At 46.6% G+C, this 25,817-nt stretch carries 28 protein-coding genes; 13 read left to right on the top strand and 15 right to left on the bottom strand.

All coding sequences use genetic code 11. The annotated features are described in order from the left end of the window. Positions 1 to 31: 31 nt before the first annotated feature. From ACVC9U_RS17445 to ACVC9U_RS17430, 4 genes are all read right to left on the bottom strand, one after another. Complete coding sequence (locus tag ACVC9U_RS17445) at positions 32 to 775, bottom strand: amino acid ABC transporter ATP-binding protein (protein ID WP_003178866.1); 744 nt, start codon at positions 773 to 775, stop codon at positions 32 to 34. A 15-nt stretch (positions 776 to 790) separates the two neighbouring features. Further along, positions 791 to 1,495: an amino acid ABC transporter permease gene (locus ACVC9U_RS17440; protein ID WP_441391343.1), complete on the bottom strand. Its 705-nt coding sequence runs from the start codon at positions 1,493 to 1,495 to the stop codon at positions 791 to 793. Next, positions 1,482 to 2,288, bottom strand: coding sequence for a cystine ABC transporter substrate-binding lipoprotein TcyA (gene tcyA / locus ACVC9U_RS17435; protein WP_009330207.1), 807 nt, complete (start codon positions 2,286 to 2,288; stop codon positions 1,482 to 1,484). The genes ACVC9U_RS17440 and tcyA overlap by 14 nt, the downstream gene beginning before the upstream one ends. Before the next feature lie 128 nt (positions 2,289 to 2,416). After that, positions 2,417 to 3,829 (bottom strand): sigma-54 interaction domain-containing protein, encoded by a 1,413-nt coding sequence (locus ACVC9U_RS17430; protein ID WP_003178873.1) that lies wholly within the window; start codon positions 3,827 to 3,829, stop codon positions 2,417 to 2,419. 242 nt (positions 3,830 to 4,071) lie between these two features. On the opposite strand from ACVC9U_RS17430, the gene ACVC9U_RS17425 reads away from it, so the two are divergent. The 3 genes from ACVC9U_RS17425 to rocF all read left to right on the top strand — a co-directional run bounded on the left by ACVC9U_RS17425 (position 4,072) and on the right by rocF (position 7,777). Further along, positions 4,072 to 5,274 (top strand): ornithine--oxo-acid transaminase, encoded by a 1,203-nt coding sequence (locus ACVC9U_RS17425; protein ID WP_003178876.1) that lies wholly within the window; start codon positions 4,072 to 4,074, stop codon positions 5,272 to 5,274. A 213-nt stretch (positions 5,275 to 5,487) separates the two neighbouring features. After that, positions 5,488 to 6,891, top strand: coding sequence for an amino acid permease (locus ACVC9U_RS17420; RefSeq protein WP_441391631.1), 1,404 nt, complete (start codon positions 5,488 to 5,490; stop codon positions 6,889 to 6,891). After that, positions 6,884 to 7,777, top strand: a complete 894-nt coding sequence (gene rocF, locus ACVC9U_RS17415) for an arginase (RefSeq protein WP_020450126.1) — start codon at positions 6,884 to 6,886, stop codon at positions 7,775 to 7,777. The genes ACVC9U_RS17420 and rocF overlap by 8 nt, the downstream gene beginning before the upstream one ends. A 48-nt stretch (positions 7,778 to 7,825) precedes the next feature. Here rocF and ACVC9U_RS17410 read toward each other — a convergent pair whose 3' ends face one another. Beyond that, positions 7,826 to 8,698, bottom strand: coding sequence for a LysR family transcriptional regulator (locus ACVC9U_RS17410; RefSeq protein ID WP_026580522.1), 873 nt, complete (start codon positions 8,696 to 8,698; stop codon positions 7,826 to 7,828). Between the two features lie 121 nt (positions 8,699 to 8,819). Between ACVC9U_RS17410 and ACVC9U_RS17405 the strand changes: the two genes are divergently transcribed. From ACVC9U_RS17405 to ACVC9U_RS17390, 4 genes are read left to right on the top strand one after another with little or no spacing between them, the layout of a single operon-like run. Further along, positions 8,820 to 9,389: a non-oxidative hydroxyarylic acid decarboxylases subunit B gene (locus ACVC9U_RS17405; RefSeq protein ID WP_020450128.1), complete on the top strand. Its 570-nt coding sequence runs from the start codon at positions 8,820 to 8,822 to the stop codon at positions 9,387 to 9,389. Between the two features lie 13 nt (positions 9,390 to 9,402). After that, positions 9,403 to 10,824, top strand: a complete 1,422-nt coding sequence (locus ACVC9U_RS17400) for a non-oxidative hydroxyarylic acid decarboxylases subunit C (protein ID WP_025809512.1) — start codon at positions 9,403 to 9,405, stop codon at positions 10,822 to 10,824. Between the two features lie 19 nt (positions 10,825 to 10,843). Then, positions 10,844 to 11,071: a non-oxidative hydroxyarylic acid decarboxylases subunit D gene (locus tag ACVC9U_RS17395; RefSeq protein ID WP_020450130.1), complete on the top strand. Its 228-nt coding sequence runs from the start codon at positions 10,844 to 10,846 to the stop codon at positions 11,069 to 11,071. Between the two features lie 15 nt (positions 11,072 to 11,086). Further along, entirely contained in the window at positions 11,087 to 11,542 is a 456-nt protein-coding gene (locus ACVC9U_RS17390) for a pyridoxamine 5'-phosphate oxidase family protein (protein WP_025809514.1), read from the top strand. A gap of 34 nt (positions 11,543 to 11,576) precedes the next feature. On the opposite strand, the gene ACVC9U_RS17385 is transcribed toward ACVC9U_RS17390, so the two are convergent. The 10 genes from ACVC9U_RS17385 to ACVC9U_RS17340 form a co-directional block, all read right to left on the bottom strand. Next, the gene (locus ACVC9U_RS17385; RefSeq protein WP_441391342.1) at positions 11,577 to 12,023 is read right to left on the bottom strand and encodes a hypothetical protein; all 447 of its coding nucleotides are present in this window, start codon (positions 12,021 to 12,023) and stop codon (positions 11,577 to 11,579) included. Positions 12,024 to 12,047: 24 nt separating this feature from the next. Then, positions 12,048 to 12,389 carry a hypothetical protein gene (locus tag ACVC9U_RS17380; RefSeq protein ID WP_025809518.1) on the bottom strand — a complete coding sequence of 114 codons (342 nt, stop codon included), beginning with the start codon at positions 12,387 to 12,389 and terminating at the stop codon, positions 12,048 to 12,050. A 57-nt stretch (positions 12,390 to 12,446) separates the two neighbouring features. Next, positions 12,447 to 12,893 carry a hypothetical protein gene (locus ACVC9U_RS17375; protein WP_441391341.1) on the bottom strand — a complete coding sequence of 149 codons (447 nt, stop codon included), beginning with the start codon at positions 12,891 to 12,893 and terminating at the stop codon, positions 12,447 to 12,449. A 20-nt stretch (positions 12,894 to 12,913) separates the two neighbouring features. After that, positions 12,914 to 13,591: a hypothetical protein gene (locus ACVC9U_RS17370; RefSeq protein WP_441391340.1), complete on the bottom strand. Its 678-nt coding sequence runs from the start codon at positions 13,589 to 13,591 to the stop codon at positions 12,914 to 12,916. Between the two features lie 17 nt (positions 13,592 to 13,608). Further along, entirely contained in the window at positions 13,609 to 13,866 is a 258-nt protein-coding gene (locus ACVC9U_RS17365) for a hypothetical protein (protein WP_025809523.1), read from the bottom strand. Between the two features lie 403 nt (positions 13,867 to 14,269). Next, positions 14,270 to 14,542 carry a DUF4176 domain-containing protein gene (locus ACVC9U_RS17360; RefSeq protein ID WP_025809525.1) on the bottom strand — a complete coding sequence of 91 codons (273 nt, stop codon included), beginning with the start codon at positions 14,540 to 14,542 and terminating at the stop codon, positions 14,270 to 14,272. A gap of 5 nt (positions 14,543 to 14,547) precedes the next feature. Continuing rightward, entirely contained in the window at positions 14,548 to 15,234 is a 687-nt protein-coding gene (locus ACVC9U_RS17355) for a hypothetical protein (RefSeq protein WP_126430385.1), read from the bottom strand. Between the two features lie 26 nt (positions 15,235 to 15,260). Further along, a complete protein-coding gene (locus ACVC9U_RS17350) occupies positions 15,261 to 16,691 on the bottom strand; it encodes a ribonuclease YeeF family protein (protein WP_441391339.1) in 1,431 nt (476 codons plus the stop codon). Positions 16,692 to 16,708: 17 nt separating this feature from the next. Then, positions 16,709 to 16,987 carry a YwqI/YxiC family protein gene (locus tag ACVC9U_RS17345; RefSeq protein ID WP_020450144.1) on the bottom strand — a complete coding sequence of 93 codons (279 nt, stop codon included), beginning with the start codon at positions 16,985 to 16,987 and terminating at the stop codon, positions 16,709 to 16,711. A 13-nt stretch (positions 16,988 to 17,000) separates the two neighbouring features. After that, positions 17,001 to 17,384, bottom strand: a complete 384-nt coding sequence (locus ACVC9U_RS17340; protein WP_003178893.1) for a YwqH-like family protein — start codon at positions 17,382 to 17,384, stop codon at positions 17,001 to 17,003. Positions 17,385 to 17,893: 509 nt separating this feature from the next. On the opposite strand from ACVC9U_RS17340, the gene ACVC9U_RS17335 reads away from it, so the two are divergent. From ACVC9U_RS17335 to mmsB, 6 genes are all read left to right on the top strand, one after another. Continuing rightward, a complete protein-coding gene (locus ACVC9U_RS17335) occupies positions 17,894 to 18,883 on the top strand; it encodes a substrate-binding domain-containing protein (RefSeq protein ID WP_035337235.1) in 990 nt (329 codons plus the stop codon). Beyond that, on the top strand, positions 18,876 to 20,639 hold the full coding sequence (locus ACVC9U_RS17330) for a sensor histidine kinase (protein WP_441391338.1): 1,764 nt from the start codon (positions 18,876 to 18,878) through the stop codon (positions 20,637 to 20,639). Before ACVC9U_RS17335 ends, ACVC9U_RS17330 begins: the two co-directional genes overlap by 8 nt. Continuing rightward, positions 20,632 to 21,834 carry a response regulator transcription factor gene (locus ACVC9U_RS17325; RefSeq protein WP_035337231.1) on the top strand — a complete coding sequence of 401 codons (1,203 nt, stop codon included), beginning with the start codon at positions 20,632 to 20,634 and terminating at the stop codon, positions 21,832 to 21,834. The genes ACVC9U_RS17330 and ACVC9U_RS17325 overlap by 8 nt, the downstream gene beginning before the upstream one ends. A 126-nt stretch (positions 21,835 to 21,960) precedes the next feature. After that, complete coding sequence (gene chvE / locus ACVC9U_RS17320) at positions 21,961 to 23,040, top strand: multiple monosaccharide ABC transporter substrate-binding protein (RefSeq protein WP_025809534.1); 1,080 nt, start codon at positions 21,961 to 21,963, stop codon at positions 23,038 to 23,040. 4 nt (positions 23,041 to 23,044) lie between these two features. Next, the gene (mmsA, locus tag ACVC9U_RS17315) at positions 23,045 to 24,613 is read left to right on the top strand and encodes a multiple monosaccharide ABC transporter ATP-binding protein (protein ID WP_441391337.1); all 1,569 of its coding nucleotides are present in this window, start codon (positions 23,045 to 23,047) and stop codon (positions 24,611 to 24,613) included. Next, entirely contained in the window at positions 24,588 to 25,799 is a 1,212-nt protein-coding gene (gene mmsB, locus ACVC9U_RS17310; RefSeq protein ID WP_145652820.1) for a multiple monosaccharide ABC transporter permease, read from the top strand. Before mmsA ends, mmsB begins: the two co-directional genes overlap by 26 nt. The last annotated feature ends 18 nt before the right edge of the window (positions 25,800 to 25,817 follow it).

Raw genomic sequence — 25,817 nt, 5'->3', positions numbered from 1 at the left:
AGCCTGATCTCTCTTGATCAGGCTGTTTTGTTTATACAGGATTCAAAATCCGGTTTAAAAACTGTTTTGTTCGTTCTTCCTTAGGGGCTGAGAAAATTTGTTCAGGCGGGCCCTGTTCGACGATGACGCCGCCGTCGATAAAGACGACTTCGTCTGCGACATCCTGCGCGAATTTGATTTCGTGGGTGACGACAACCATCGTCCAGCCCTCATTTGCAAGGTCTTTCATGACTTTCAGCACTTCGCCGACCAGCTCGGGGTCCAGAGCCGATGTGGGCTCGTCAAAAAGCATCAGCTCAGGCTTGATGGCCAGGGCGCGGGCGATCCCGACGCGCTGCTGCTGTCCCCCGGAAAGCTGGAATGGATAAAGGTCCATTTTGTCTTCTAGGCCGACCTTTTGCAGAAGCTGAACGGCTTCCTTTTTGACTTCTTCTTTATTGCGCTTTTGCACTTTTACCGGCCCTTCCATCACATTTTCAAGCACGGTGCGGTGCGGGAACAGGTGATAGGCCTGAAACACCATTCCCGACTTTCTCCGCAGTCGAAGGAGGTCAGCCGGTTTATTTTTCTTGGAAAAATCGATGGTAAAATCGTCAAAAGAAAGAATGCCGCGGTTCGGAATTTCCAAAGCGTTCAGGCAGCGAAGCAGCGTCGTCTTGCCGGAACCGGAAGGCCCTAAGATGGCGATCACTTTTCCTTTTTCGATGTTCAGGTCGATTTTTTTTAAGATCTCGTTTTCGCCGAAGGATTTATTCAGCCCTTTGATCGCAAGCATTGTCTATTTCCCTCCTTACCTGGCCACATACCGGTCCAATCGCCGTTCAATCTGCTGCTGAACAAGCGCGAGAACAAAGCAGATGATCCAATAGATGAATGCGGCTTCCATATAAATGATTAAAATTTGGTCTAGATTGCTGGCCCCGATTTCCTGGGCCTTCCGGAATAATTCAGCAACAAGAATCTGTGACGCAAGCGATGTATCTTTAACCAAGCTGATGAATGTATTGGATAATGGCGGAATTGACACGCGCACAGCCTGCGGCAGGATGACCCTGGTAAGCGCCGTTTTTTGAGTCATTCCAATCGAATAAGCCGCCTCCCACTGTCCTTTCGGAACGGAAAGGATGGAAGCCCTGATGATTTCCGACGCATAAGCGCCGACATTTAATGAAAAGGCAATGATTGCGCTCGGAAACGGGTCGATCGTGACTTGAAACGCTGGAAACAAGTAAAAAATAATGAACAGCTGAACGAGCAGCGGCGTTCCGCGGATCGCTGAGACATAAATGCCGAAAACCGCTCTTAAAATGCGGGATTTGGACATTCTCGCCAGCGCCGTGATCAATGCGATGATCATACCGAATATAAAAGAGAGAATGGCAAGGGGAATCGAGTAATAGATTCCCCTTAAAAAGATCGGCCAAAATGACTCACGCACAAGATCCCACGGGATCGCCTGGCCGATGGCCGCCGCTTGTATATTACTTAGAAACATCTTCGCCAAACCATTTCTTCGCTATTTTCGCGAGTGTGCCATCCTCTTTCATGTCCTTCAGCGCGGAGTTGACCTTGTCAACCAGTTCGCCGCTTCCTTTGCGGAAAGCAAAATGCGTAGTTTGCGGCTCGCCTGTTTCAAAAGCGATTTTCAGGTTTTTGTTTCCTGACGTCTTCAAATAGTTCAGCACCGCCAGTTTATCGTTATAGGTGAGGTCGACACGGCCCTGCTGAATCAGCTGAAACGCTTGAGCCATTCCTTCTACGCCTTCGATTTCAGCGCCGGCGTTTTTCGCAAGGTCATTATAGTTGCTTGTCAAAGACTGCGCGGCTTTTTTCCCTTTGACATCTCCTTCAGACTTTACATCGTTGTTGTCCGCTTTTGTGACAACGACGGCTTGGGAAGTTGTATATGAATCAGAAAAATCGTACTGATCTTCACGGTCTTTTTTCCCGACTTGGTTGGCAACGACGTCAAAACGCTTTGAGTTGAGTCCGGCAAACATGCTGTCCCACTGCGTTTCTTTAAATTCAGCTTTCAGGTTGAGGCGCTTGGCGACTTCCTGCATCACTTCGACATCATAACCTGTTAATTTATCTGTTTTTTTATCGTGGAATGTAAAAGGTTCGTACGTTCCTTCAGTACCGACTGTCAATACGCCTTTATCTTTAATTGAAGACCAGAGGCTGTCGCCGGCTGCGTTTTTATCCTTGGAATTGTCCCCTGACGCGCCGCATGCGGCCATCACGGTGATCAACAGCGTCAATAATACAGCGAATATTGCTTTCTTCATTTTATTCCCCACTTTACTGATTGGATTTAGTTGATATGATTTTACTTAAGGCTCTTACAAAAGTAAAGCATAAACCTTTTTTAGTATGAGTCAAGAAATACGTTTTTAGTGATGAAAGGGAGAGAAGATCATTCTGATTCCTGATCGAAGCGGATCTTCCATTTTTTAAGCCTGTATTGCAGGCTTTGCCTGCTGATCCCCAGCACCCGAGCCGCTTGTGACACATTGTAATTGCATTTTTTAACGGTTTTTTGAATATAATACTTTTCGGCATTCTCGATTTGTTCCTTTAAAGGAGCGGCCGAGGCGGAAGGAAGCGGGGCGAACAGATCATAGCCCTGCTGCGGCAGCTGCTCTTTTGCCGCTGGTTTCGTCCTGTATTGCAATGGAAGGTGCGTCAGCTCGATTTTGTCTTCGTAGGACATCAAATTCATGGCGCCTTCAATTAAATGTTCAAGCTCCCTGACGTTTCCCGGCCAATCGTATGAAAGCAGGAACCGCCGCACCTCTTCTTCAAAACCTTTGACCTCCATTTGGAACAATGCGTTGTATTTGTCGATAAAATGCTGCGTGAGCGGCATAATATCTTCCTTCCGGTCTTTTAATGGAGGAATAAACAAGGTGACGACGCTCAGCCTGTAATACAAATCTTTTCGCAGCCTCTGGCCGCTGACAGCGTCGACTGGATCTTCGTTCATCGTCGCGATGATCCTGACGTCGATCGGAGTATCCTTTGAAGCGCCGATCCGCCTGATCGTTTTTTCTTGAATCGCGCGCAAAAGCTTTGCCTGCAATCTGAAGTCCAAAGAATTGATTTCGTCAAGGAGCAGTGTTCCGCCGTCAGCTTGTTCGAAAAGACCCGGACGATCCACGGCTCCCGTGAATGCGCCTTTGACCGTGCCGAATAATAGGCCTTCGACAAGGCTTTCCGGGAGGGCTGCACAGTTTTGCGAGATGAATGGGCCCGTTGAGCGCTGGCTTCCGTTATGTATACTTTGGGCGAACAGTTCTTTTCCGGTTCCGGTGTCGCCAACGATCAGAATGGAGGAAGAGGTCCGGGTCGCCCGCTTTGCATGTTCAATGACTTCCTTGAACGCCGGACTGACGCCGATCAGGCTGTCAAACGTATACTTTGTGCTTTCTGTTTTGTTCATATTTTCTCTGATCAGGCGTTCAAGCTTTGTGACATCTTTGGCAATCTCGACCGCTCCTTTCGTATTCCCGTTTTCCATAATGGGGAATGTATGATTGACGGTCGTAATTTCCTGTCCTTTGTTATTAAAGTAAGTCTGTTTGACGTTTTTGTTCGTTTTCCCGTGATGCAGCGCCTGCAGGAGGGTGCTGTCATGCTGGCTGGCAAACGTAAACACGTCCAGCACGTTTTTGCCGAGCACATCGCCGACATCCATCCCTTCAATCTGGCTCATCTTTTTGTTATAGACAACAGATGTGCCGTTTTCATCGACGACATGCAAGCCGATATCGATTTCATCTATAATTCCTTGAAAAATAAGTTTCAGAAAATCATAATCCTTCAGCAATTGATATCCCCCTTTGTTCGTATCTGTCTCCATTTTAAGTGAAGACTTGATAAGGGTGCAAAAAAATATGCTTTTAATTTTTGCACCTTTGCATAAAAACCGCAAAATTTTTTGCGAGTTACACATGCAATGTTCTGAAAATTTGCGGTATTAAGAGTTGGCACGATACTTGCATATAAGATAGTGTGAAACAAAATACGACATCTGGCATGTATGTCCAAAAATAAGAAGGAGGAATCAGAATGACGGTTCTATCAAAGTCCGAGAAAATTATGAAGCAAACCGCACATTTTGGCGCGAATAACTATCATCCTCTGCCGATCGTGATTTCTGAAGCGGAAGGCGCGTGGGTGAAAGATCCGGAAGGCAACCGATACATGGATATGCTGAGCGCTTATTCCGCAGTGAATCAAGGGCACAGGCACCCGAAAATCATCCAGGCGTTAAAAGATCAGGCAGACAAAATCACCCTGACTTCGAGAGCTTTTCACAATGACCAGCTTGGTCCTTTTTATGAAAAGGTCGCTTCATTAACGGGGAAGGACATGGTTCTGCCGATGAACACCGGTGCGGAAGCGGTTGAGTCCGCAGTTAAAGCAGCGCGGCGCTGGGCTTATGATGTAAAAGGCGTTCCGGACAATCAGGCGGAAATTATCGCATGTGAAGGCAATTTTCACGGCCGGACGATGCTGGCTGTGTCGCTATCTTCAGAAGAAGAGTATAAACGCGGTTTCGGACCGATGCTTCCCGGCATCAAGCTGATTCCATACGGGGATCTGGAAGCGCTGAAACAGGCGATCACACCGAATACAGCCGCTTTTTTAATTGAGCCGATTCAAGGTGAAGCGGGAATTGTCATTCCGCCGGAAGGCTTTTTGAAGCAGGCTGCTGAAGTCTGCAAAGAGCGCAATGTCTTGTTTATCGCCGATGAAATACAGTCAGGGCTTGCACGTACAGGGAAAATGTTCGCCTCTGATTGGGAGGACGTCACACCGGATATGTACATTTTAGGTAAAGCGCTCGGAGGCGGCGTGTTCCCGATATCGTGCATTGCAGCAAACCGGGATGTGCTTGGCGTGTTTAATCCGGGCTCACACGGATCGACCTTTGGAGGGAACCCGCTTGCATGCGCCGTATCGATCGCAGCTCTTGAAGTGCTGGAAGACGAGCGGCTCGCTGAACGGTCGCTGGAGCTTGGGGAATACTTTAAAGAAAAGCTCTCGCAAATTGATAATCCTAAAATCAAAGAAGTGCGCGGCAGGGGGCTGTTCATCGGGGTAGAGCTGACCGAGGCGGCGCGTCCGTATTGCGAGCGCCTGAAAGAAGAAGGGCTGCTCTGCAAAGAAACGCATGAGACGGTAATTCGCTTTGCACCTCCTCTTGTCATTTCTCATGAGGATCTGGATTGGGCGATTGAAAAGATTACCCGTGTTTTGTCGAAGTAAAGCGAACGGCTGAACAATAAGGGGATTGTTCAGCCCGTTTTTTCGCTGTCTGTGCGAAGTTTGTCAAAAATTGAAATATCAGGAAAATGTTCAGAAGATTTAAAAAATAGTCTATATGTCATAGGGGGAGCTGACATTAGGGAGAATTGAAACGGAAGGGGTGAAGGCGGTTTGAATCATGAAAACCGTGAACAATATACACTGAAACGAACGATGAAATCCCGCCATTTGTTTATGATCTCGCTTGGCGGCGTCATCGGAACCGGCTTTTTTCTCGGAACAGGTTATACGATTAATGAAGCCGGACCGATCGGCGCGATTCTTTCCTATTTAGCGGGCGGAATGATCATGTATTTTACGATGCTCTGCCTTGGGGAGCTCGCTGTGGCAATGCCGGTTTCAGGCTCTTTTCAGACGTACGCGACAAAATTTATCGGGCCTGCTACAGGGTTTGCCGTCGGCTGGATCTATTGGCTCGGCTGGTCGGTTACTGTTGCTTTGGAATTTTTGTCAGCGGGGCAGCTGATGAAAAGATGGTTTCCCGATGTCGGCGTCTGGATATGGTGCTTGATTTTCGGGCTGCTGCTTTTTTCACTCAATGCTTTATCGGCAAAGGCTTTCGGGGAATCGGAATTTTGGCTGTCCGGCATCAAAATTATCGTCATTCTTCTGTTTATTATTCTCGGCGGAGGCGCGATGTTCGGACTCATCGACTTGAAAGACGGACAGGCTGCACCGTTCTTTTCCAATCTGATTGGAGACGGAATTTTTCCAAACGGATTCGGCGCGATCTTTATCACGATGATCACCGTCAACTTTGCCTTTCAGGGGACGGAGCTGATCGGGATCGCGGCGGGGGAAAGCGAAAATCCGGAAAAAACGGTGCCCCGCTCCATCAAACAGACGGTCTGGCGGACACTGGTGTTTTTCGGCCTGTCCGTATTTGTACTGGCGGGATTGATTCCATGGGAAAAAGCGGGGGTTGTTGAAAGTCCGTTCGTTGTGGTATTTGAACAAATCGGCATTCCGTATGCCGCCGATCTGATGAACTTTGTTATTTTAATTGCTTTGTTATCGGTGGCGAATTCGGGCTTGTACGCATCGACGAGGATGCTTTATTCCCTGGCGAAAGAGGGAATGGCCGCTCAGGCTTTAAGCCGGGTCAATAAAAGAGGTATTCCGATGAATGCGCTTTGGATCACGCTCGGTTTTGCGGGTTTGTCCCTCATCTCAAGCGTAGTCGCAGCAGAAACGCTCTACATTTGGCTTTTGTCTCTAGCCGGTTTAAGCGCGCAAGTCGGCTGGATCACGATTACGGTATCACAGCTGCTATTTCGCAGACGATATGTCAAAGAAGGCGGAAAGGTTGAAGACTTAAAATTTAAAACGCCTCTTTATCCTTATTTGCCGCTGACGGGATTTATTTTAAACAGCGCCGTCCTTGTGAGCCTCGCTTTTGATTCAGAGCAGAGGATGGCATTGTACTGCGGGATTTTATTCATGTCGGCCTGCTACTTTGTTTATCACGTATTTGTGAAAAAACGCCAGGGTCTTGAGCGACAAGAAGCATTGATCTATCAAAACAAAACGAACGATGAGGTGGTTATTGATGAATAAGCAAGTTTCTCTGATTGGAATGCCGATGGACTTGGGACAGGCGCGGCGCGGTGTGGATATGGGACCGAGCGCGATTCGCTACGCTCATATCGTGGAACGTCTGACCGAGCTTGGCTATGATATCGATGATCTGGGCGATGTGCCGATCAATCGCGATCAGCCAAAAGGAGACGAAGGGCTGAAAAATTTAGTTTCCGTACTCGAAGGAAACCGCAAGCTGGCCGATATCGTCGACAATGTCATCGAGCAGCGCCGCTTCCCGCTCGTGTTGGGCGGAGACCACAGCATAGCCATCGGGACATTGGCGGGGGTAGCCAAGCATTATCAACAACTCGGCGTGATTTGGTATGACGCACACGGCGACTTAAATACGCTGGAGACATCGCCGTCAGGCAACATCCACGGTATGCCGCTGGCGGTAAGTCTCGGTGTCGGCCACGAAAAGCTGGTCAACCTTCACGGCTATACGCCGAAAGTCAAGCCGGAGCATGTCGTCATCATTGGTGCGCGCTCGCTTGATGAAGGAGAGCGCAAATATATCCGTGAAACCGGCATGAAAGTCTACACCATGCACGAAATCGACAGGCTTGGCATGACGAAGGTGATAGAGGAAACGATCGAGTATCTGTCAGCAAATTGCGACGGGATTCATCTGAGCCTCGATCTGGACGGTCTTGATCCGAGCGACGCTCCGGGAGTCGGCACCCCTGTCGTCGGAGGCATCAGCTACAGGGAAAGCCATTTGGCGATGGAAATGCTTTATGACGCAGATATCATTACTTCTGCCGAGTTTGTTGAAGTCAACCCGATACTTGATCATAAAAATAAAACCGGTGAGGCGGCCGTCGAACTGATCGAATCGCTGTTAGGGAAGAAGCTGCTATAACCAATGAAAAGGAGAAGGCATCGGCATGATGCCTTTTCTTTTTTATTATTAAAATAAAGCCAAAAACTCTCTTACGGGCTTCGGCAGAAAACTGCCGGCCCGCCAAACGACAGATGGCTGCAGAATAAACGGATTGTCTTGAATCTCCAATGTCTGAACATGACGCGCAAAATGCGCCGGCAGCATGGACAGCGGCAGAATCGTTGCTCCGAATCCCGAGGTGACAAGGCTGAGGAGCGTTGTAGAATCATGGCACTCACAGACGACCCTCGGCTCAAGGTCCAATGAGTGAAAGTGATGGACGACCTCATCATAAATCCCTTTTCCGTGCGACGGTCTGAGCAGAATCAGCGGCAGACCGGCAATTTCTTTCATTCCGGCTTCCCCTTTTAAGCCATACGACTGATTCCCCGGAAGAACGAGCTTGCATGGGACCTCCGGCAGGCTCTTTGCTTCGATATTTTTGCTGTGGAAAGGCGTTGTCGTGACCGCCGCATCGATCTGCCGGTTTTCCAAGAGCCCGCTCAGCCGTGAAGGCTCACCTTCCCAAATGTTAAACATTAAATTCGGGTACATTTCCCTGATCTTCGAGACTTTTGAGAGCAATAGAGCCGCACAGTAAATCGTTGAACCGACGGCAAGGGTTCCGTTGACTTCTTCACGCAGCTCCCGAACCTCCAAGATGGAATCCTCAAGCTTGTGCAGGATTTCTTTTGCTCTTTTCAAAAACACTTCTCCTTCATAGGTCAGCGTCAGGTTTTTCTTTTTGTTCCGGTCAAATAAAACGACTCCGAGCTCCTCTTCCATCTGCTTCAACTGTCTGGAGAGGGGCGGCTGGGCGATATGAAGCCGTTTCGCCGCCGTTGTAATCTTTCCTTCCTGTGCGATCGTAACAAAGTACTTTAACTGGCGAATATCCATTTTCTCGGCACTCCTTTTTATACCTTTAAAGTATTATATATAGATTTAACAGATATTTTCAATATGGTAAATAGAGGCGTATCATTTTAACTGAAGCACCAAGAGGGAAAGGGGGGCGCATATGAACATCATCGTCGGAATTACGGGCGCGACCGGCGCGATATTTGGCGTGCGGATGCTGGAGTGGCTGAAGAAAACCGACGCAGAGACACACCTAGTCATCTCTCCGTGGGCAGCGGCAACGATTCTGCACGAAACGGGATATACGATGAAAGACGTAGAAAAGCTCGCATCTTTTACGTATTCCCACAAAGACCAGGCTGCCCGCATTTCAAGCGGTTCCTTTCAAACGGACGGAATGATTGTCGCACCGTGCAGCATGAAGACGTTGGCGGGCATTCGCACCGGTATGGCGGATAACCTGTTGACCCGTTCGGCGGACGTCATGCTGAAGGAACGGAAAAAGCTTGTGCTGTTAACAAGGGAGACGCCGCTGAACCAGATTCATCTTGAAAACATGCTTGAGCTGACAAAAATGGGCGCGGTGATCCTGCCGCCGATGCCGGCTTTTTATAATCATCCCCAAAATCTGACCGAAATGGTCGACCATATCGTATTCCGGACGCTGGACCAATTTGGAATCCATCTGTCTGAAGCGAAGCGCTGGGAAGGAATGAAACAGAAGAAATAAGGAGGATAACAGAATGGCTTATCAAGATTTTAGAGATTTTTTAAACACGCTGAAAAAAGAAGGACAGCTTCTTGAAGTTCAGGAAGAGGTGAAGCCGGAACCCGATTTGGGTGCCGCTGCACGCGCCGCCAATAACCTCGGAGACAAATCACCCGCTCTTTTATTCAACAACATTTACGGCTATAACAATGCCCAAATCGCCCTGAATGTCATCGGCTCCTGGCCGAACCACGCGTTAATGCTCGGCCTTCCGAAAGACACGCCGGTCAAAGAACAGTTCTTTGAATTCGCACGCCGCTATGATCAATTTCCTGTAAAAGTGCAAAGAGAGGAGACAGCGCCGTTTCACGAAAACGACATCACAGAAGACATCAACCTGTTTGACATTCTGCCGCTCTTCCGCATCAATCAGGGCGACGGCGGCTTTTATTTAGACAAGGCATGCGTCATTTCCAGAGATGTCGAGGATCCGGAACACTTCGGCAAACAAAATGTCGGCATGTACAGATTGCAAGTAAAAGGAAAAGACCGCCTCGGCATTCAGCCCGTCCCGCAGCATGACATTGCAATCCACCTGCGCCAGGCTGAAGAGCGCGGCGAAAACCTGCCTGTCACGATTGCGCTCGGCTGCGAACCGGTCATTGCAACGGCGGCATCCACACCGCTCTTATACGATCAATCAGAATACGAAATGGCAGGGGCCTTGCAAGGCGAACCTTATAAAATCGTCAAATCAAAACTGTCTGACTTAGATATCCCATGGGGCGCGGAAGTGGTTCTCGAAGGCGAGATCCTGGCGGGCGAACGTGAGTATGAAGGCCCGTTCGGCGAGTTTACCGGCCACTATTCAGGCGGAAGAAGCATGCCAATCATCAAAATCAAGCGCGTCTGCCACCGCAACAACCCGATTTTTGAACACCTGTATTTAGGCATGCCTTGGACTGAGGTTGACTACATGGTCGGGATTAATACATGTGTGCCGCTTTACCAGCAGCTAAAAGAGGCCTATCCGAATGAAATTGTCGCGGTAAACGCGATGTATACACACGGCTTGATCGCCATTGTATCAACGAAAAGCCGCTACGGTGGATTCGCCAAAGCCGTCGGCATGCGCGCGCTGACGACCCCGCACGGCCTCGGCTACTGCAAAATGGTGATTCTCGTTGACGAAGACGTCGATCCGTTTAACCTTCCGCAAGTGATGTGGGCAATTTCAACGAAAATGCATCCAAAACACGATGCAGTCATCATCCCGGATTTATCCGTTCTGGCGCTTGATCCGGGTTCTGAACCGGCGGGAATCACCCACAAAATGATCCTGGACGCGACAACGCCTGCGGCCCCGGAAACAAGAGGACACTATTCACAGCCGCTCGATTCCCCTATAGGAACGAAAGAGTGGGAAGCGAAATTAATGAATCTGCTAAATCAATAAAAGAGGAGAGTGTTTCATCATGCATACATGTCCGCGCTGCGAATTAAAAAAAGCGGAAACCGTCAGCAAGTCACCCGTTGAAGGAGCCTGGGAAGTTTATCAATGTCAGCACTGCTTTTTCACTTGGAGATCATCGGAGCCGGAGACGATCACAAATCCTGAAAAATACAATCCGGCCTTTAAAATCGACCCTTCTGAAGTCGAAACAGCCGTACAAGTGCCAGCGGTTCCAGACCGGAAAATCTAAAGGGAGGCATCCGGCATGGCTCAGCTATCAAACGAATTATTTCAGCTGTTAAACGGAGAGAAACTCGCCGGAAAGCGGCGCGAAGCGATGATGCTCCAGACCGTCACAGAAGACGGCTGGCCGCACACAGCGATGATCAGCGCCGGCGAAATCCTCGCTTTGAACAAAACCGACATCCGCCTGGCTCTCTGGCAAGGCACAACGACAACCGCGAACATCGCGAGAGCAGGCCGGGCGCTCCTCGTCACCTGCTGGAAAGGCAAAGCACATTATGTGAGGCTGTCTTTAAAGAAACTGCCCGAATTAAAAGACGCCAAACACCCGAGAGCGCGCTTCGCCGGCACGGTCGAAGCGGCACGGGAAGATATCGCAAAATACGCTGATATCATCTCCGGCGTTCAGATTGAGCTGAAGGATGAAGCGGCGGTTTTGCGGCGGTGGGAAGAGACGCTGGAGGAGCTGAGGAACTGAAGAAAAGGACCATGGCGAACCATGGTCCTTTCAATTATTTCTGCAGCATCTTATTCGTCACTTTATAAGCCAAGGTACAGCCAATTGTAATGAAAATAATCGCGATCGAAAGGATCACGAGCTTTTCAGCAACGGTATATATCGACATGGGAATAATAACAGCGCAGACGGAAAACACGCCGCCAAAATAAACAAACAGGATCAGCGGCTTTTTGTATTTTTTCCAAATCACTTGATTAATCCCGTTTCTTTCGGGGGCTGCCGGGTGTTTGCGGTCTTCATCTTTCATCAATTTATTTAGCAGCACATAAATGAGAAATGCGAATAAAGTTGCCGAGAAAATATTAAAACAGAGGATAAACAGTTTTTCTCCGATGCTCATCTTCGGAATCAGAACAGTGCTGAGAATGGAGCCGCATACGAAAAATAGGTAGACGATTAAGATGGCTTTGTTTCTTGGTTTTTGTAGAAATTTAGACATTCGGACCTCTCCAATCGTAAATGATTAAACGCTGAAAATGAGATGGATCAGAAAAGAAAAAATATAAAAGATGATGATGCTTAAAATACCTCTGCTCACAAGATAAAGGGCGAAATACAGTTTTCTCAGGAACCAGTTGTATCTTAATAGCCGTTTGTAGACGAAGTAACCGGTGCCGACAAGAAGAAAAACGAATGTATTCGTGATTTTGTGGGACCATTTTTCAGGTTTTAAAAAGATCATTTTTTCATATTCAATGATCATGTGACTCGCTATGATTAAAAAACCCAAACTGTAAGCGAAATGAGCGGCCAACATACCGGCGATGAAGTATTCGGTATATTCAACAAGAGTTTCTGGTGACATCATAACTCCTTTATGAATGGCGGACTCCAGCGTTTTTTTTCTGATATAAAAAGCTTCTCATTCTTCGTCAGGCATTCTTTCCAAACAAGACCGGTTCAGCATTTGATTCCCCGCTTGATAAACCGCAAAAAAGCCGCACGATATCGCGGCACACAAAACCGTGAACACAGCGGATTTCCATAAGAAAGTGAGTCCGGTCATTGAAAACACGGATGTTCCCACAATCAGGATGCCGACGAAGTAGAAAGAGAGCGTGAACGGCTTTCTATATTTCTTCCAAAAGATTTTCGCGACGATGTTGCATCTGGGCGCGCTTTGATCTTTCTTCGGTTTATTTATGAACACATAAATGATGAATGCGAATAAAGAAATTAAAACGAACATAAAGCCAATGACGGCAAGCTTTTCCTTCCATTTCATTGAAGGTTTGGCAAGACCGGTCAAAATAATGATTGTTGCAAGTAGGGAATAAACTGAGAGAATGATTTTATTTCTGCCTTTCAAACATGACCTCTCCTTGTGCCTTAAATCCTATGTCTGACGATATCTTGATTCGCTTTGATGAAGAAGTATTTGTGGATGAATTTGACCCCCATCATAGAAAATAAACAAGCCATAAGCAGATAGACGGTACTCATCAACAAATAAACGGCAGACTCGGAAACTCGCAAAACGGCATGACTTATCATAAAACAGGTTGCCGGAACAGCCGCGAGGAACATCCCTGTCGGAGCTGCTGTCTCCCTTTTGTCTCTGCTAGAATACGGGAATACAATCAAGTAATACCGAATGACGAGGAGGATAAAGGCGGCAAAAATGAATAGTGACAGACTGATCAGCGGTACATGAAAACCGATGGCAGAAACCATCATTTTTTGCGCCGTGATCAGCTGGCAATATGACATACCGCTGAAAGATACACCCATAAACCGAACATATTGAAGGTGATGATGGCATCCGGTCATGCTTTTGGTATTCATGATGATCATCCATATATTGATCAGGATAGCAACAGGGACAGCGGCGAATGTGAAAAAATCAACTTTGTTCGCCAGCGCAGGTAATATGCATAAAATATCCAGCATCAACACGATAAAACACGCCATTCCCCATTTCGTTTCCCGGCTGGCGGGAACTGTCAAATGAGATTGAATATTGTAAGGTAAATCTTTGTATGTAACCGTTTCTTTTAATCTCAGCAAAGCTTGTATTCCTCCGCTTATCCCTCTGAATTTTTATAATTCTGCATGTATTTTTTCAGCCAGACCTTTTTTCTGTAGATATGCAATAGGAGTGGAGGAACGAAAAAAAACAAGCTGATAACGGAAACAAACAAGGGAATTTCTGAAGGGGCTTTTGCTCCTATCGCCCATATCGTCATGATGACTAAAAAGATACCGCCTACAGGAAATAAAATAGAGAAGATGATCATTGCTTCGTTTATTTTTTTATATAGAAAATGTTTTTCGTTTTTCATAAGAAGCTCTCTTTCTTAGCACCTTGGAAACTATAATGTCCAGATAATTTAAAGCAAAGGTCTACGCTTGTTGCTAACCACGTTCAGATTTCTTTCTTATTTTTATTAATGGGAAAGCGATAAGGTAATATCGAACCTTTTATAAAATCACAATCACTACCCTAATAAAGAAGACGAATAAGATTATAAACAAGCAAAACGTAAACGAGTTCAGGGGATAATCTCAAAGATATACTCGAGCGAATCTTGATTTAGCATCTTTTTCACTTGCCTTTTCTTTCATTTCAGTAGAATTGAACTCTCATATCCACGACAAGCGATGCTTATATAAAACTACTTTCAAATGCATACAACGATCTCTTATCCAAAAAGGAAGCGTCCCATGTATGAGACGCTTCCTTTTCTAATCGATGGCTGCTTCTTTTAAAACATGTTGAAATTCTCGTTCCTCTTCATCCTCATAACCTTCGAAAATCACTTTCTCAATATCTGAATGGTTAAAAGCAAAAGTGTATTCTTGATTAATGTAGCCCTCGGGGTAAAAAACGCCGATATAGTCAAACATTTTCGGATCTTCGCTCACGACGATCTGTTTTCTTCCGTAAATCATTAATTTTTTTGTTCCACCTTCTAGTAAGACGATTGAGCCGGATGGTAGTAATTTATTTTCGGTCATGACCGTTATTTCCCCTTTCTTAAATGCTTATCAATGATGTCTTTGTTGGCTTTGATAAAATAGAATTTGTGGATGAATTTAACTCCCATCCAAGACCAAATACAAGCAAACAACAGAAATACATAGCTCATAAACAAATCGACCACTGAGTCAGAAAATCGAAAGACGAATTGTGAAACAATGTATCCTCCTGCAGGGCCTATCGTTAATAAGTATGTTCCCCAAGCAGGGCTGTCTTTCTTTTTTCTATTATTATCTGGAAAGATGACCAGGTAGTATCGAATTAAACCAACAATCACAATGAGATAAGTTAAAAAAGAAGTCATGATAAATAAAGAATTAGAACCAATTACAGAATAAGCATATTTCTGTGATAGTACAAAGTAACAAAATGATACTACAGCTCCGGTTGCACCTTTATACAAAGTATAGAACAAATTATTACGTTCATCTGGTCGCATAAACAAAACAATAATGGTCCATATATTAATAATGATCATAAAAGGTAACGCTATAAGGGTAAACAATATTTCTCCATCTACCAATAAAGGGATGGCGCATAATAGATCTAAAAATAAAATTACAATAGTTAAAATACCCTGTTTCTCGCTACCTGATGGATTATCAGCATGCAGGTGCCGATGTATATCGTCTGAAAACTTTCTGAAATCAACATTATCATCCAATTTCAACAATTATTTCACCAACTCCCTATGCTTTACTTAAACCAGCCTGCAATTGTTTTTAATCCCGACTCTACCCCGTCTTTAGCCATATCTGTTATACTTTTTTTATCTTTCCCCCATTTGACACCGCCTAAGAGTTCAGACACAATCATTGAGGCAGCGAATGCTGCAACTCCTCCTGCTAAAACTGGAAGTCCTACAGTCCCAATTACTACAGCACTTGCAGCAGCACCTACTCCTAATGTTGCTGCACCGATTCCTACATCCACAGCAACATCACCAACCGTTTTTTCAACAGAAGTATCTGGATCATTTATATTGTGAATAAGATCTTCACCTGTAGTAATAGCAACACCAGCCCAACCAATCTTGCTTCTCATTGAATCTTTTACTGCAGATGAAACTCTGGTTTGCCTAGCAATTTCGGGTGTATGGCCGGCTTTCATCTGTGAATTAATCCATGTGTCAGGATAATTCTTCGCCTTAATTCCAATAGCTTTCCCATTGGTCACTTGATATCCTTCTATTACTTTACCACTTTTAGTTTTAATACCTCTTTTGATCTTAACCCCATCTTTTTTAACATGTTTCACACTCTTCCCTAGATCCGTCGCAGCAGTAGAAGTGCTATACAAACTTCCCGCACTCGATACAGGATACATCCAATCGATCTCAAATGGAAGGTCTTCTTTTGTTGTGTCGTCGATTTTGCCTTTTTCGTCTTTTTCGCTAAACCGCCCAAGCATCTTCTCCATCGGCGTTTCGCCGGGGTTTTGCAGGTCGTTTTGCAGGCCGCCGGGAGCTTGACTGATTGTTGAGTCATTTTGCGGCTTTAAAATTGAACCGCTTTTATATTCCGATATTTCAATCTTCGGCCCCGTATACATTTTCTCCAGCTGCTGGATGTACTGCTTCATCGTGTCAAGGTCTTCCTTCGCCGCTTTTAGCGCATTTGTCTGTTCGCGGTCGAAGGTGTGAAGCTTTTCGAGCGTCTCGCTGATTTGTCTTTGGGCTTTTTTGGCGTTTTCGTTGACGGCTGAATCGTCGAGGTCGGGCAGGTCGACGATGTGGCTGACAGTTGCCATCGTCTGATTGGCTTTTGACGTCAATCTGCCTGTCAGCGATTCAGCTTGACTGACGCCGTCATGGAGTTCGTTCTCAAGAAAGCTTTGCGAGATAAAGCCGTTTTGGTTCGGTTCAAGGGAATGAAGTGCGCTTTTCGTCTTTTCTAAAAGTCCTTTATAATCGGAAATAAAAGATTCATAAAAAAGAAGAAAAGTGGTGTGGCACTCTTCATAGAACGAGCGGATCGCTTCACCGCCCGCGCCTTTTAAGGCGTCGTCAAGGGAGGTGAGGCCTTTGACGCTTTGTTTGACTTTTGAAATCTCGTCAGTCTGGTTTTTTAATTCGGTCAGCGTTTTGTCTAGGCCGGTTTGAAAAGCCTGAACATCTAGAGTTTTCAATGCGTAGTCCCTTCCTTCTACTTGGCTTTGATCGATGACGACAGCTTTTTGTCGGCGTCTTTTATGGCGTTGACAGCCTGTTCGGTTTGCGCAATTTGTTTAGCTAGAGCTGATGCGTATGCTTTTGTCAGGCTTTTCAAATCTTTGTTCATGCTTTCGATTTTTTTGACGACGTCAAGGTTGTTTTTGCCGCTGATATCTGTCGGCACATTCGGTTTCACAGCTTGGGCTGAATGCTTCAGCTTCGAGAGCGCCTGTTTGACTTCGCCTGTTTTGACTTTGATTTCTTGACCCATCGTAATCACTCCTTTAGCGGCGGGCTTCTCTTTCTTCTTTTTCCAGTTTTTCAATTTTCGTTTTTAATGAGCTGATATCCTTACCTAGTGAATCAATGTCATCATTTAAGGAAGAGATTTTCTCTTTTAATTGTTTAAACACTTCATTTAACTGTTTTCCGCAAATATCATTGTAGGCCGTTTTCATATCGCTTCTGACGTTTTTAAAAGAATCAGCAAGGCTGCCCTGCCATGTTGTCGGCGACAGTTCGGGCTTTTTGATGCTGTCTTTTGAATCGTCAAATTCCTTTTTATCTGCTTCTAATTCAGTTTGGCAATTTTTCAGTTGTTCGAGCTGTTGTTTTTTGATGAGAAGTGTACCTTGCAGCCCGTATAAAACTGTTTTTTCCCAGATCATGTTACTGCCACCTCCCGGAAAATTTGATTCAAATGACCTGTTGGGATCCGTTCGTTAAAGGACCTTATTAATGTTACAACATGGTATAAATGAGTTGAATAGGAAAAATGTACCGTGATTAAAGAATCGAGTCGAGCGGCTAAGCAGGGAATTCCTTATTGTGACTGCGATTTTGCACTTTTCTCCATTTTCCTCCAAGGGCAAAAGACATGGTTCTTAGGGCTGTGTTTTTTATGATATTTATTTTTTGTTTCACAAACTTTAAGGTAATTTTAAGAAAGAGGCGATCTTGTCGAATACTAAACAGGGTTTTTCGAACAAAATGTCAAATAGATTAGATATTTCATATAAACAAGGGGGGAAATTGTCTGTTTGTGATGAAAAAAGGGGACGGGCGGAATTTCTGTCAGGATGCCTCAGCTGGATTCTAAGAAAAATATGCGGCTAAATATATACTTTATGATAGATTGTAAACGCTGTCTTGTCCTCTGACCAACAGGGGGATGAAGATGAAGAAGCTGTTAGTTGTTTATGCCGTGATGCTCTGTTTGTTTTTTCTGTATGTCTACGACTATTCCCGGGGCGATAAAACAGGATCTACAGAAGCAAGCAGAAGGCCGGCGGCCGGAAGTCTGTCCGAAAAATATGTGATGGTTACGTTTCAATCGGGAATCGAATATTGGAAGAGCGGCCTGAAAGGCTTTGAGGATGCCGCGCAGCTTTTCAACGTCTCTGTCGAGTATCGGGGGGCGGCCCATTATGATGTCCATGAGCAGACGACCGTCCTTGAGCAGGTGATTGCAAAAAAGCCGGCGGGGATCGCGCTTTCGGCAATAGATCCGAAAGCTTTAAACCTTGTCATCGACAAGGCGCACGAGCAGGGCATTCCGATCGTTTTATTCGATTCAGACGCTCCGCTCAGCAAAGCCTCTACATATGTCGGCACAAATAATATGGAAGCGGGTGCTGAGGCCGCAAGGCGAATGGCCGAGTTTTTAGATGGAAAGGGAGAGACCGCCATCATTACCCAGCCGCGTCAGTACAATCACCAGGAAAGGACGAAGGGCTTTGAACAAACGATCAAGCAAAAGTACCCGAACATGAAGGTCGCCGCGGTTTTGGACGGAAAAGGGGATGAGCTGACGTCGAAAAAAGAAGCGGCGAAGATTCTGGAAAAAAATCCGTCCATCAAAGGAATTTTCACGACAGAAGCCAATGGGGCGAGCGGTGTGGCCCGCGCTGTGAAGGCGGCGGGACTTGAAGGGGAAGTATGCATCATCGGCTTTGATAAAGACAAGAAAACGCTGGACGGCATCAAAAGCGGATCGATTTCCGCGACAATGGGTCAGGACACATGGCAAATGGGCTATTGGTCGCTGCACATGCTGTTTTTCTCAAATCACCATCTGAAGCATGAACGCCCGCTTCCGGCAGCGATCGATACAGGCATTACGATCATAACGAAAGAAAATGTGGCAGCCTATTATGCGAATGATTAAACGTTTGATTAACAATGCGCCGATCCGTCATAAGCTGATCAGCCTTCTCTTATTAATCAGCATGCTGCCGACGATCGGCCTCGGCATTTTATCGGGATGGGCCGTTGAAAATATTATTGAAAAACAGGTGATCGACCAAACGCTGCAGCTGATCGGCGAAGTGAACAAGACGGCTGAAGTATATGTCAGCCACATGCAAAACCTGACATATTTAATATCAATGAATGAAGAAATGGAAGCGTTTTTTAATCACGAAAAGGAGGACGGAGAGGCGGATTATAAGCGAAGGACGTTTTTGCAGGGCCTGACTTCTTTATATTCTGAAGCCGCAGGCATTCTCGTCGTCAATGATAAGGGTGAGATGATCAGCAATGAGATGTATGAACGCACGCCGACAGATTTGACAAAAGAACCGTGGTATCTGGTGGCTGTCGCTAATGAAGGAATTTTCAAGATGATCGGAAAGTCTGTCAATCGGAATATCAGAAGCCATGTGCATTACAGGGAAGACGAGGTCGTTTCTGCCGTCAGAGCTGTTATCGATCCTGAGACACAGCGTGTGAAAGGCGTTGTGCTCATCGATTTGAAGCTGCGCGTCCTCGCAGAAGCGACAAAAAATATCCGCTTGGGGAAAACGGGTTATTTGATGATCATGGATGAGAATGGCGGCAATATTTATGCACCGGAGACCTCAAAGCTGTTTCTGCCGAAAAAGTGGTTCAGTCAAGACCGGTCCGGCTATTTTTCGAAGCGGATTAAGGGAGAGGAGTATCAGTTCATTTATGAGACGTCTTCCTTTACGAACTGGACAACGGTCGGCGTTTTTAAAGCGGGTGAACCGGTATTCGAAGTGAAGGAAATCCACTTGTATGTGCTTTTGTTTTTACTGACGGCGGCGTTTCTCGGAATGTCCGCTTCCTATTATTTGTCCCATTCCATGTCGCGGCCGATTTTGAAGCTGAATGCTGTCATGAAAACGGCGGAAAGCGGGAATTTTTCAACATGTTATCAGGAGGAAAGGGAAGATGAAATCGGGCTATTGGGAAAAAGCTTCAATCGCCTGATGTTGAGAATCAGGGAGCTGATGTCGGTCACAGAAAGACAAGAGCGCCAAAAAAGGGAAGCTGAATTAAGGGCGCTGCAGGCACAGATCAACCCTCATTTTCTCTACAACACACTGGATACAATCAATTGGATGGCGAGGAAGAAAGGAGCGGAAGAGGTCAGCGGTCTCGTGCAGGCTTTATCCAAGCTGTTCCGCATCTCCTTGAGCAAAGGGAAAGATATCATTCCGCTGTCTGATGAATTTGCACATGTTGAAAACTATTTGAAAATCCAAAAAGCGCGGTACCGCGATAAATTAAACTACTCAATCGAAATGACCGGGCTTTGTGATGATCGCCTGATATTAAAGCTCGTGCTTCAGCCGATTGTCGAAAATGCGATTTATCATGGAATTAAAGAAAAAAAGGGGCAGGGGCATATTACGATCAAAGGCATGGAGGAAGACGGCTCGCTGATCATCAAAATTGAGGATGACGGAGCCGGAATGGATGAAGAGACGCTAAAGCAAATAACCGATCAATTCAAACACAGGGACGATACAGCGGGCTACGGCATGATCAACGTCCATGAACGGATCGCCCTTACATTTGGCGAGCCGTACGGTTTAACGGTTGAAAGCCGAAAAGGAGCCGGAACCGCCGTCACAATACGGCTTCCAATTTTAACAAAAGGGGGAACAAGCCTTGAGTGAATGTTGGCGCGTACTGATTGCCGATGATGAACCATGGATTCGGGAAGGAATACGGGATGCCGTCTCTTGGGAGCGCTATCAAATGTCGGTGTCAGCTGAAGCGGAGAATGGTGAAGAGGCATTTGAGCTCGCTCTCAAACACGGCATCGACTTATTGATTGTCGACTTGAATATGCCGATCGTCAACGGAATCACGCTGATGAAAAAGCTCCGCGGCGTCCTGCCGCAGTGCCGCTTTGTCATCGTGACGGGCTACGATCAGTTTGCATACGCGCAAGAAGCGATCCGGCTGAATGTCGATGATTATTTGTTAAAGCCGGTCGATCCCGCTCATCTGGAACAAGTGCTCGAAAAGATCAGCGTGTCGCTGGCAGCTGAAAAAAAGAAGCTCAGCGAGCAAAAGCTTGCCGAGCAGCATATTCAACAAAACCTCGGTCTTTTGAAAGAGCATGTTTTCAGAAGCTGGATCGAAGGCCGGGCAGACGAAGAAGACGTTTACCGGCAGCTCGAATGCCTTCGGCTGCCGGCCCGTTATCCTGAGACGCTCGGTGTCATCGCGGCCGGGCATGTATGGAACAAGCCGTCTGAAGCCGACAGTCTGAAAGAAAAAGTAGAACGCTTCTTTATCGATGAGCGGGATAAGGCTGTTTTTTTCGATGGAGACCGTCTGATCGCCGCCTGCCTGTGGCGTTCTGTTACAGAAGCTGAACAGCGGGCGCTTGCTGAGATGATCGAAGCTGAAATGCAGGCAGGCGCCGCCGTCTGCTTCGCGAAGCTTGCCGAAAACGGCCGCTCAGCTGCGCAATGCTATCAGCATTGCAGACAGCAAGTCTCGAAAGCATTTAATATCTTGCCGGTTGTCACGAGGGCCAAAGAATATATGAAAAAGCATTTCACTGAAAGGGAGTTTTCTTTAAAACAGACGGCGGATGCACTTCAAGTCTCGCCCGTCTATTTGAGCAGGATCATGAAGAAGGAGCTCGGCATCACATTTGTTCAGCTTTTGACAGAGATGCGCATGGACCAAGCGGTTCATCTATTAGAGACAACCCCGCTTTCGATTCATGATGTTGCCGAACAAACGGGCTATGATACACAGCACTATTTCAGCACGGTATTTAAAAAAACGAAGGGGGTATCCCCCAATCAGTACCGACGCATGTCGGGAATTGAACGAACAGGGAGAAAATTGTAATGTGAGCGCTTTATAAAAGTCTGATTTTTATAAAAATAGTTAATTAATTCAAAAGACGGACATTCGAAAGACATGGTACAGTTGGCATGATTCATGATGGGAGAAATCAAAAGGGGGATACCAAGCATGAAAAAATGCTGGCTGTTGATCACTGCAATGCTATTCTGTCTCATTGTTTCCGCCTGTTCGGGGAATCAGGCGAGCGGAGGGGGAGACAAAGGCTACGTCGGAATCTCAATGCCGACAAAGTCATCGGAACGCTGGGTGTATGACGGGAAATACATGGTGAAAGAGTTTGAAAAGCTCGGGTATAAAACGGATCTGCAGTATGCGGAAGATGTCGTTGAAAACCAAGTCTCACAAATCGAAAACATGATTACAAAAGGCGTCAATGTGCTCGTCATTGCTTCGATTGACGGGGAAGCGCTGACAGACGTCCTTGAAAAAGCAAATAAGCAGGATATTAAAGTCATTTCCTATGACAGGCTGCTTATGAACAGCAAACATGTCGACTATTATGCGACATTTGACAATCATAAAGTCGGTGAACTCCAAGGGAAATATATTGAAGAAAAGCTTGGCTTAAAAGACAAAAAAGGACCGTTCAACATCGAATTATTCGCGGGATCGCCTGACGACAACAACGCGCATTTCTTTTTTGACGGCGCCATGTCTGTTTTGAAGCCTTATATCGATTCGGGCAAGTTAAAGGTATTGAGCGGCCAGACTTCATTTGAGCAAGGCGCGACGCTCAGATGGGACGGCGCAACCGCGCAATCCCGGATGGACAATTTGCTGAGCGCGCATTATACAAAAGCGAAGCTTGATGCGGTGCTTTCACCGTATGACGGGATCAGCATCGGAATCATTTCCTCTTTAAAAGGCGCGGGCTACGGATCGGACAAGAAGCCGCTGCCGGTTATTACGGGACAGGATGCGGAGCTTGCTTCCGTGAATTCGATCATTAAAGGGGAGCAGACCTCAACCATTTTCAAAGATACGAGAGAGCTGGCGAAAAAAGCCGTTGAGATGGCGACATCCGTCTTAAAAGGCGAAAAAGCGGAAGTCAATGATACAAAGACGTATGACAACGGAGAGAAGGTCGTTCCGTCCTACCTGCTTGAGCCGGTCGTCGTCGATAAAGAGAACTATAAAAAAGTGCTCGTTGACGGCGGTTACTATAAAGAATCGGAATTAGGGAAGTGATCCGATGTCCGATTGCATTTTGGAGATGAGAGGCATCACGAAGGAGTTTCCCGGCGTCAAAGCGCTCGACAATGTCCACCTCCGCGTTAAAGCGGGCGAAATCCATGCCCTCTGCGGTGAAAACGGGGCGGGCAAGTCGACTTTGATGAAGGTGCTGAGCGGTGTATATCCGTACGGTACGTATACGGGCGACATTTTGTATAAAGGGGAAGTATGCCAATTCAAAAATATTAAGCAAAGCGAGGAAGCGGGGATTGTCATCATCCATCAGGAGCTGGCGCTCGTCCCCCAGCTTTCCATTGCGGAAAATCTTTTTTTGGGCAATGAACAGGCGAGACGCGGCGTCATCAATTGGCGAAAAACAAAGCTGGAAACACTCGAGTTAATGAAAAAAGTCGGGCTTCATGAATCTCCGGATACGCTTGTTTCCCAAATCGGCGTCGGAAAGCAGCAGCTTGTTGAAATCGCCAAAGCTTTGGCAAAAAAGGTGCAGCTTTTGATTTTGGATGAACCGACTGCGGCTTTAAATGAAGCGGACAGCGAGAATCTGCTGCGGCTCTTACTCGAACTGAAAAAACAGGGGATCTCTTCAATTATGATTTCCCATAAATTAAATGAGGTCACGAACGTCGCAGATTCGATTACCGTGCTCCGTGACGGACAAACGATCGAAACGCTTGATGTGCAAAGCGGGCAATTGACCGAAAACCGGATCATCAGAGGCATGGTCGGCAGGGAGCTGCAAAACCGCTATCCTGACAGAAGCGCCAAGATCGGGGACGTCATCTTTGAAGTGAAGGATTGGACAGTTCATCATCCTCTTCAACAGGACCGCAAAGTGGTAAACATGGCGGCCCTTTCCGTCAAAAGAGGCGAGATCGCAGGAATTGCCGGCCTGATGGGCTCCGGAAGGACGGAGCTGGCGATGAGCATTTTTGGAAGATCATACGGAAAAAACATCTCCGGCACAATCGAAAAAGACGGGCGGGAGCTTTACATCCGCCACCCTGAGGAAGCCATTAAAAACGGCATCGTCTATGTGACGGAGGACCGGAAAGGAAACGGTCTGATTCTGGATGACAGCATTAAAGAAAACATTACGCTGTCCAAACTGGAGAAGGTGTCGAGCCGATTGGTGATGGACGAGCGCCGCGAAAAACATGAAGCGGAGGATTTTCGCAGGAAATTGAACATCAAGACGCCCGATATCGGCCAGCGGACCGGAAATTTAAGCGGAGGCAACCAGCAGAAGGTCATGCTGAGCAAGTGGATTTTTGCTGAGCCTGACATTTTAATTTTGGATGAACCGACGCGCGGCATCGATGTCGGCGCCAAATACGAAATCTACGGCGTCATCAATCAGCTTGCCGAAGCAGGTAAAGCGGTTATTATGATCTCTTCGGAGCTTCCCGAGCTGCTGGGGATGTGCGACAGAATCTATACGATGTGTGAAGGGGAAATCACCGCCGAATTTTCCAAAGAAGAAGCTGATCAGGAGAAGCTGATGAAATATATGACCATCCGCATGAAGAGAGGGGGAGAGGCGTATGCAGACACCGGTGCAAACGGATAAAGACCGCGCTCAGCCCGGTTACTTTCAGCTGTTTCGCGACATGTATAAACAGAACATCCGGAAATACAGCATGGTTATTGCGCTCGTGTTTATTATGCTGCTGTTTCAAATACTGACGGACGGAATTTTGCTGAGACCGCTGAACATTACGAACCTGATTTTGCAAAACAGCTACATTCTCATTTTAGCCATCGGGATGATGCTCGTCATCATTACGGGACACATTGATTTATCAGTCGGTTCAGTCGCCGCTTTTGTCGGCGCCGTCTCCGCGATGATGATCATCGAGAACGATATGCCGCTGTTTGCGGCGGTCGTCCTGTCGTTGCTTCTGGGAGCGGCAATCGGCGCCTGGCAGGGATTTTGGATCGCTTATGTCAAGATTCCGGCCTTCATCGTGACGCTGGCGGGTATGCTATTGTTCAGAGGACTCACGATGATCGTGCTTGAAGGGAAATCGATCGCTCCATTTCCCGTGTCCTTTCAAAAAATGGCGTCCGGCTTTATCCCGGACTGGCTGAACGGAGACGCACTCCATATGACGACGATTGTCGCCGGAGCGGGAGTGTCGATTCTTTATCTCGTGTATCAGCTTCAGCAGAGAAACATGCAGAAGAAATTCCAATTTGACTTGCAGGGAAAAGGTCTGTTTGCAGTTAAGGTGTTTTTTATCATCGCCATTATCAACCTTTTTACCTACATTCTCGCGACGTACGAAGGCATACCTCTCATTTTGATCACATTGTTCATCTTAATCGCCGGGTATACATTCGTTATGAAAAAAACCGTCATCGGGCGGAGAATCTACGCAATCGGCGGCAATGAAAAAGCGGCCGAGCTTTCAGGAATCAAAACAAAACGGCTTACCTTTATGGTTTTCGTCAATATGGGCGTCTTAGCCGCTCTTTCCGGCTTGATTTTTGCCGCCCGTTTAAACGCGGCCACTCCGAAAGCAGGAAACCTATTTGAACTTGACGCCATTGCGGCCTGCTTCATCGGCGGTGCTTCGGCTTACGGCGGAATCGGCACGATCGGCGGGGCCATCATCGGCGGCCTTGTCATGGGGGTCATGAACAACGGCATGTCGCTGCTCGGTCTGGGCATCGACTGGCAGCAAGCAATTAAAGGCCTCGTCCTTCTGATTGCCGTTGCATTTGATATTTACAATAAAAATAAAACTTCTTAATTTATAAAGAAAAACCTG

It is taken from the genome of Bacillus sp. GM2, from assembly GCF_056155945.1.
Note: the sequence above shows the minus strand (reverse complement) of the source record. Positions and strands in the feature narration are given on the sequence as shown.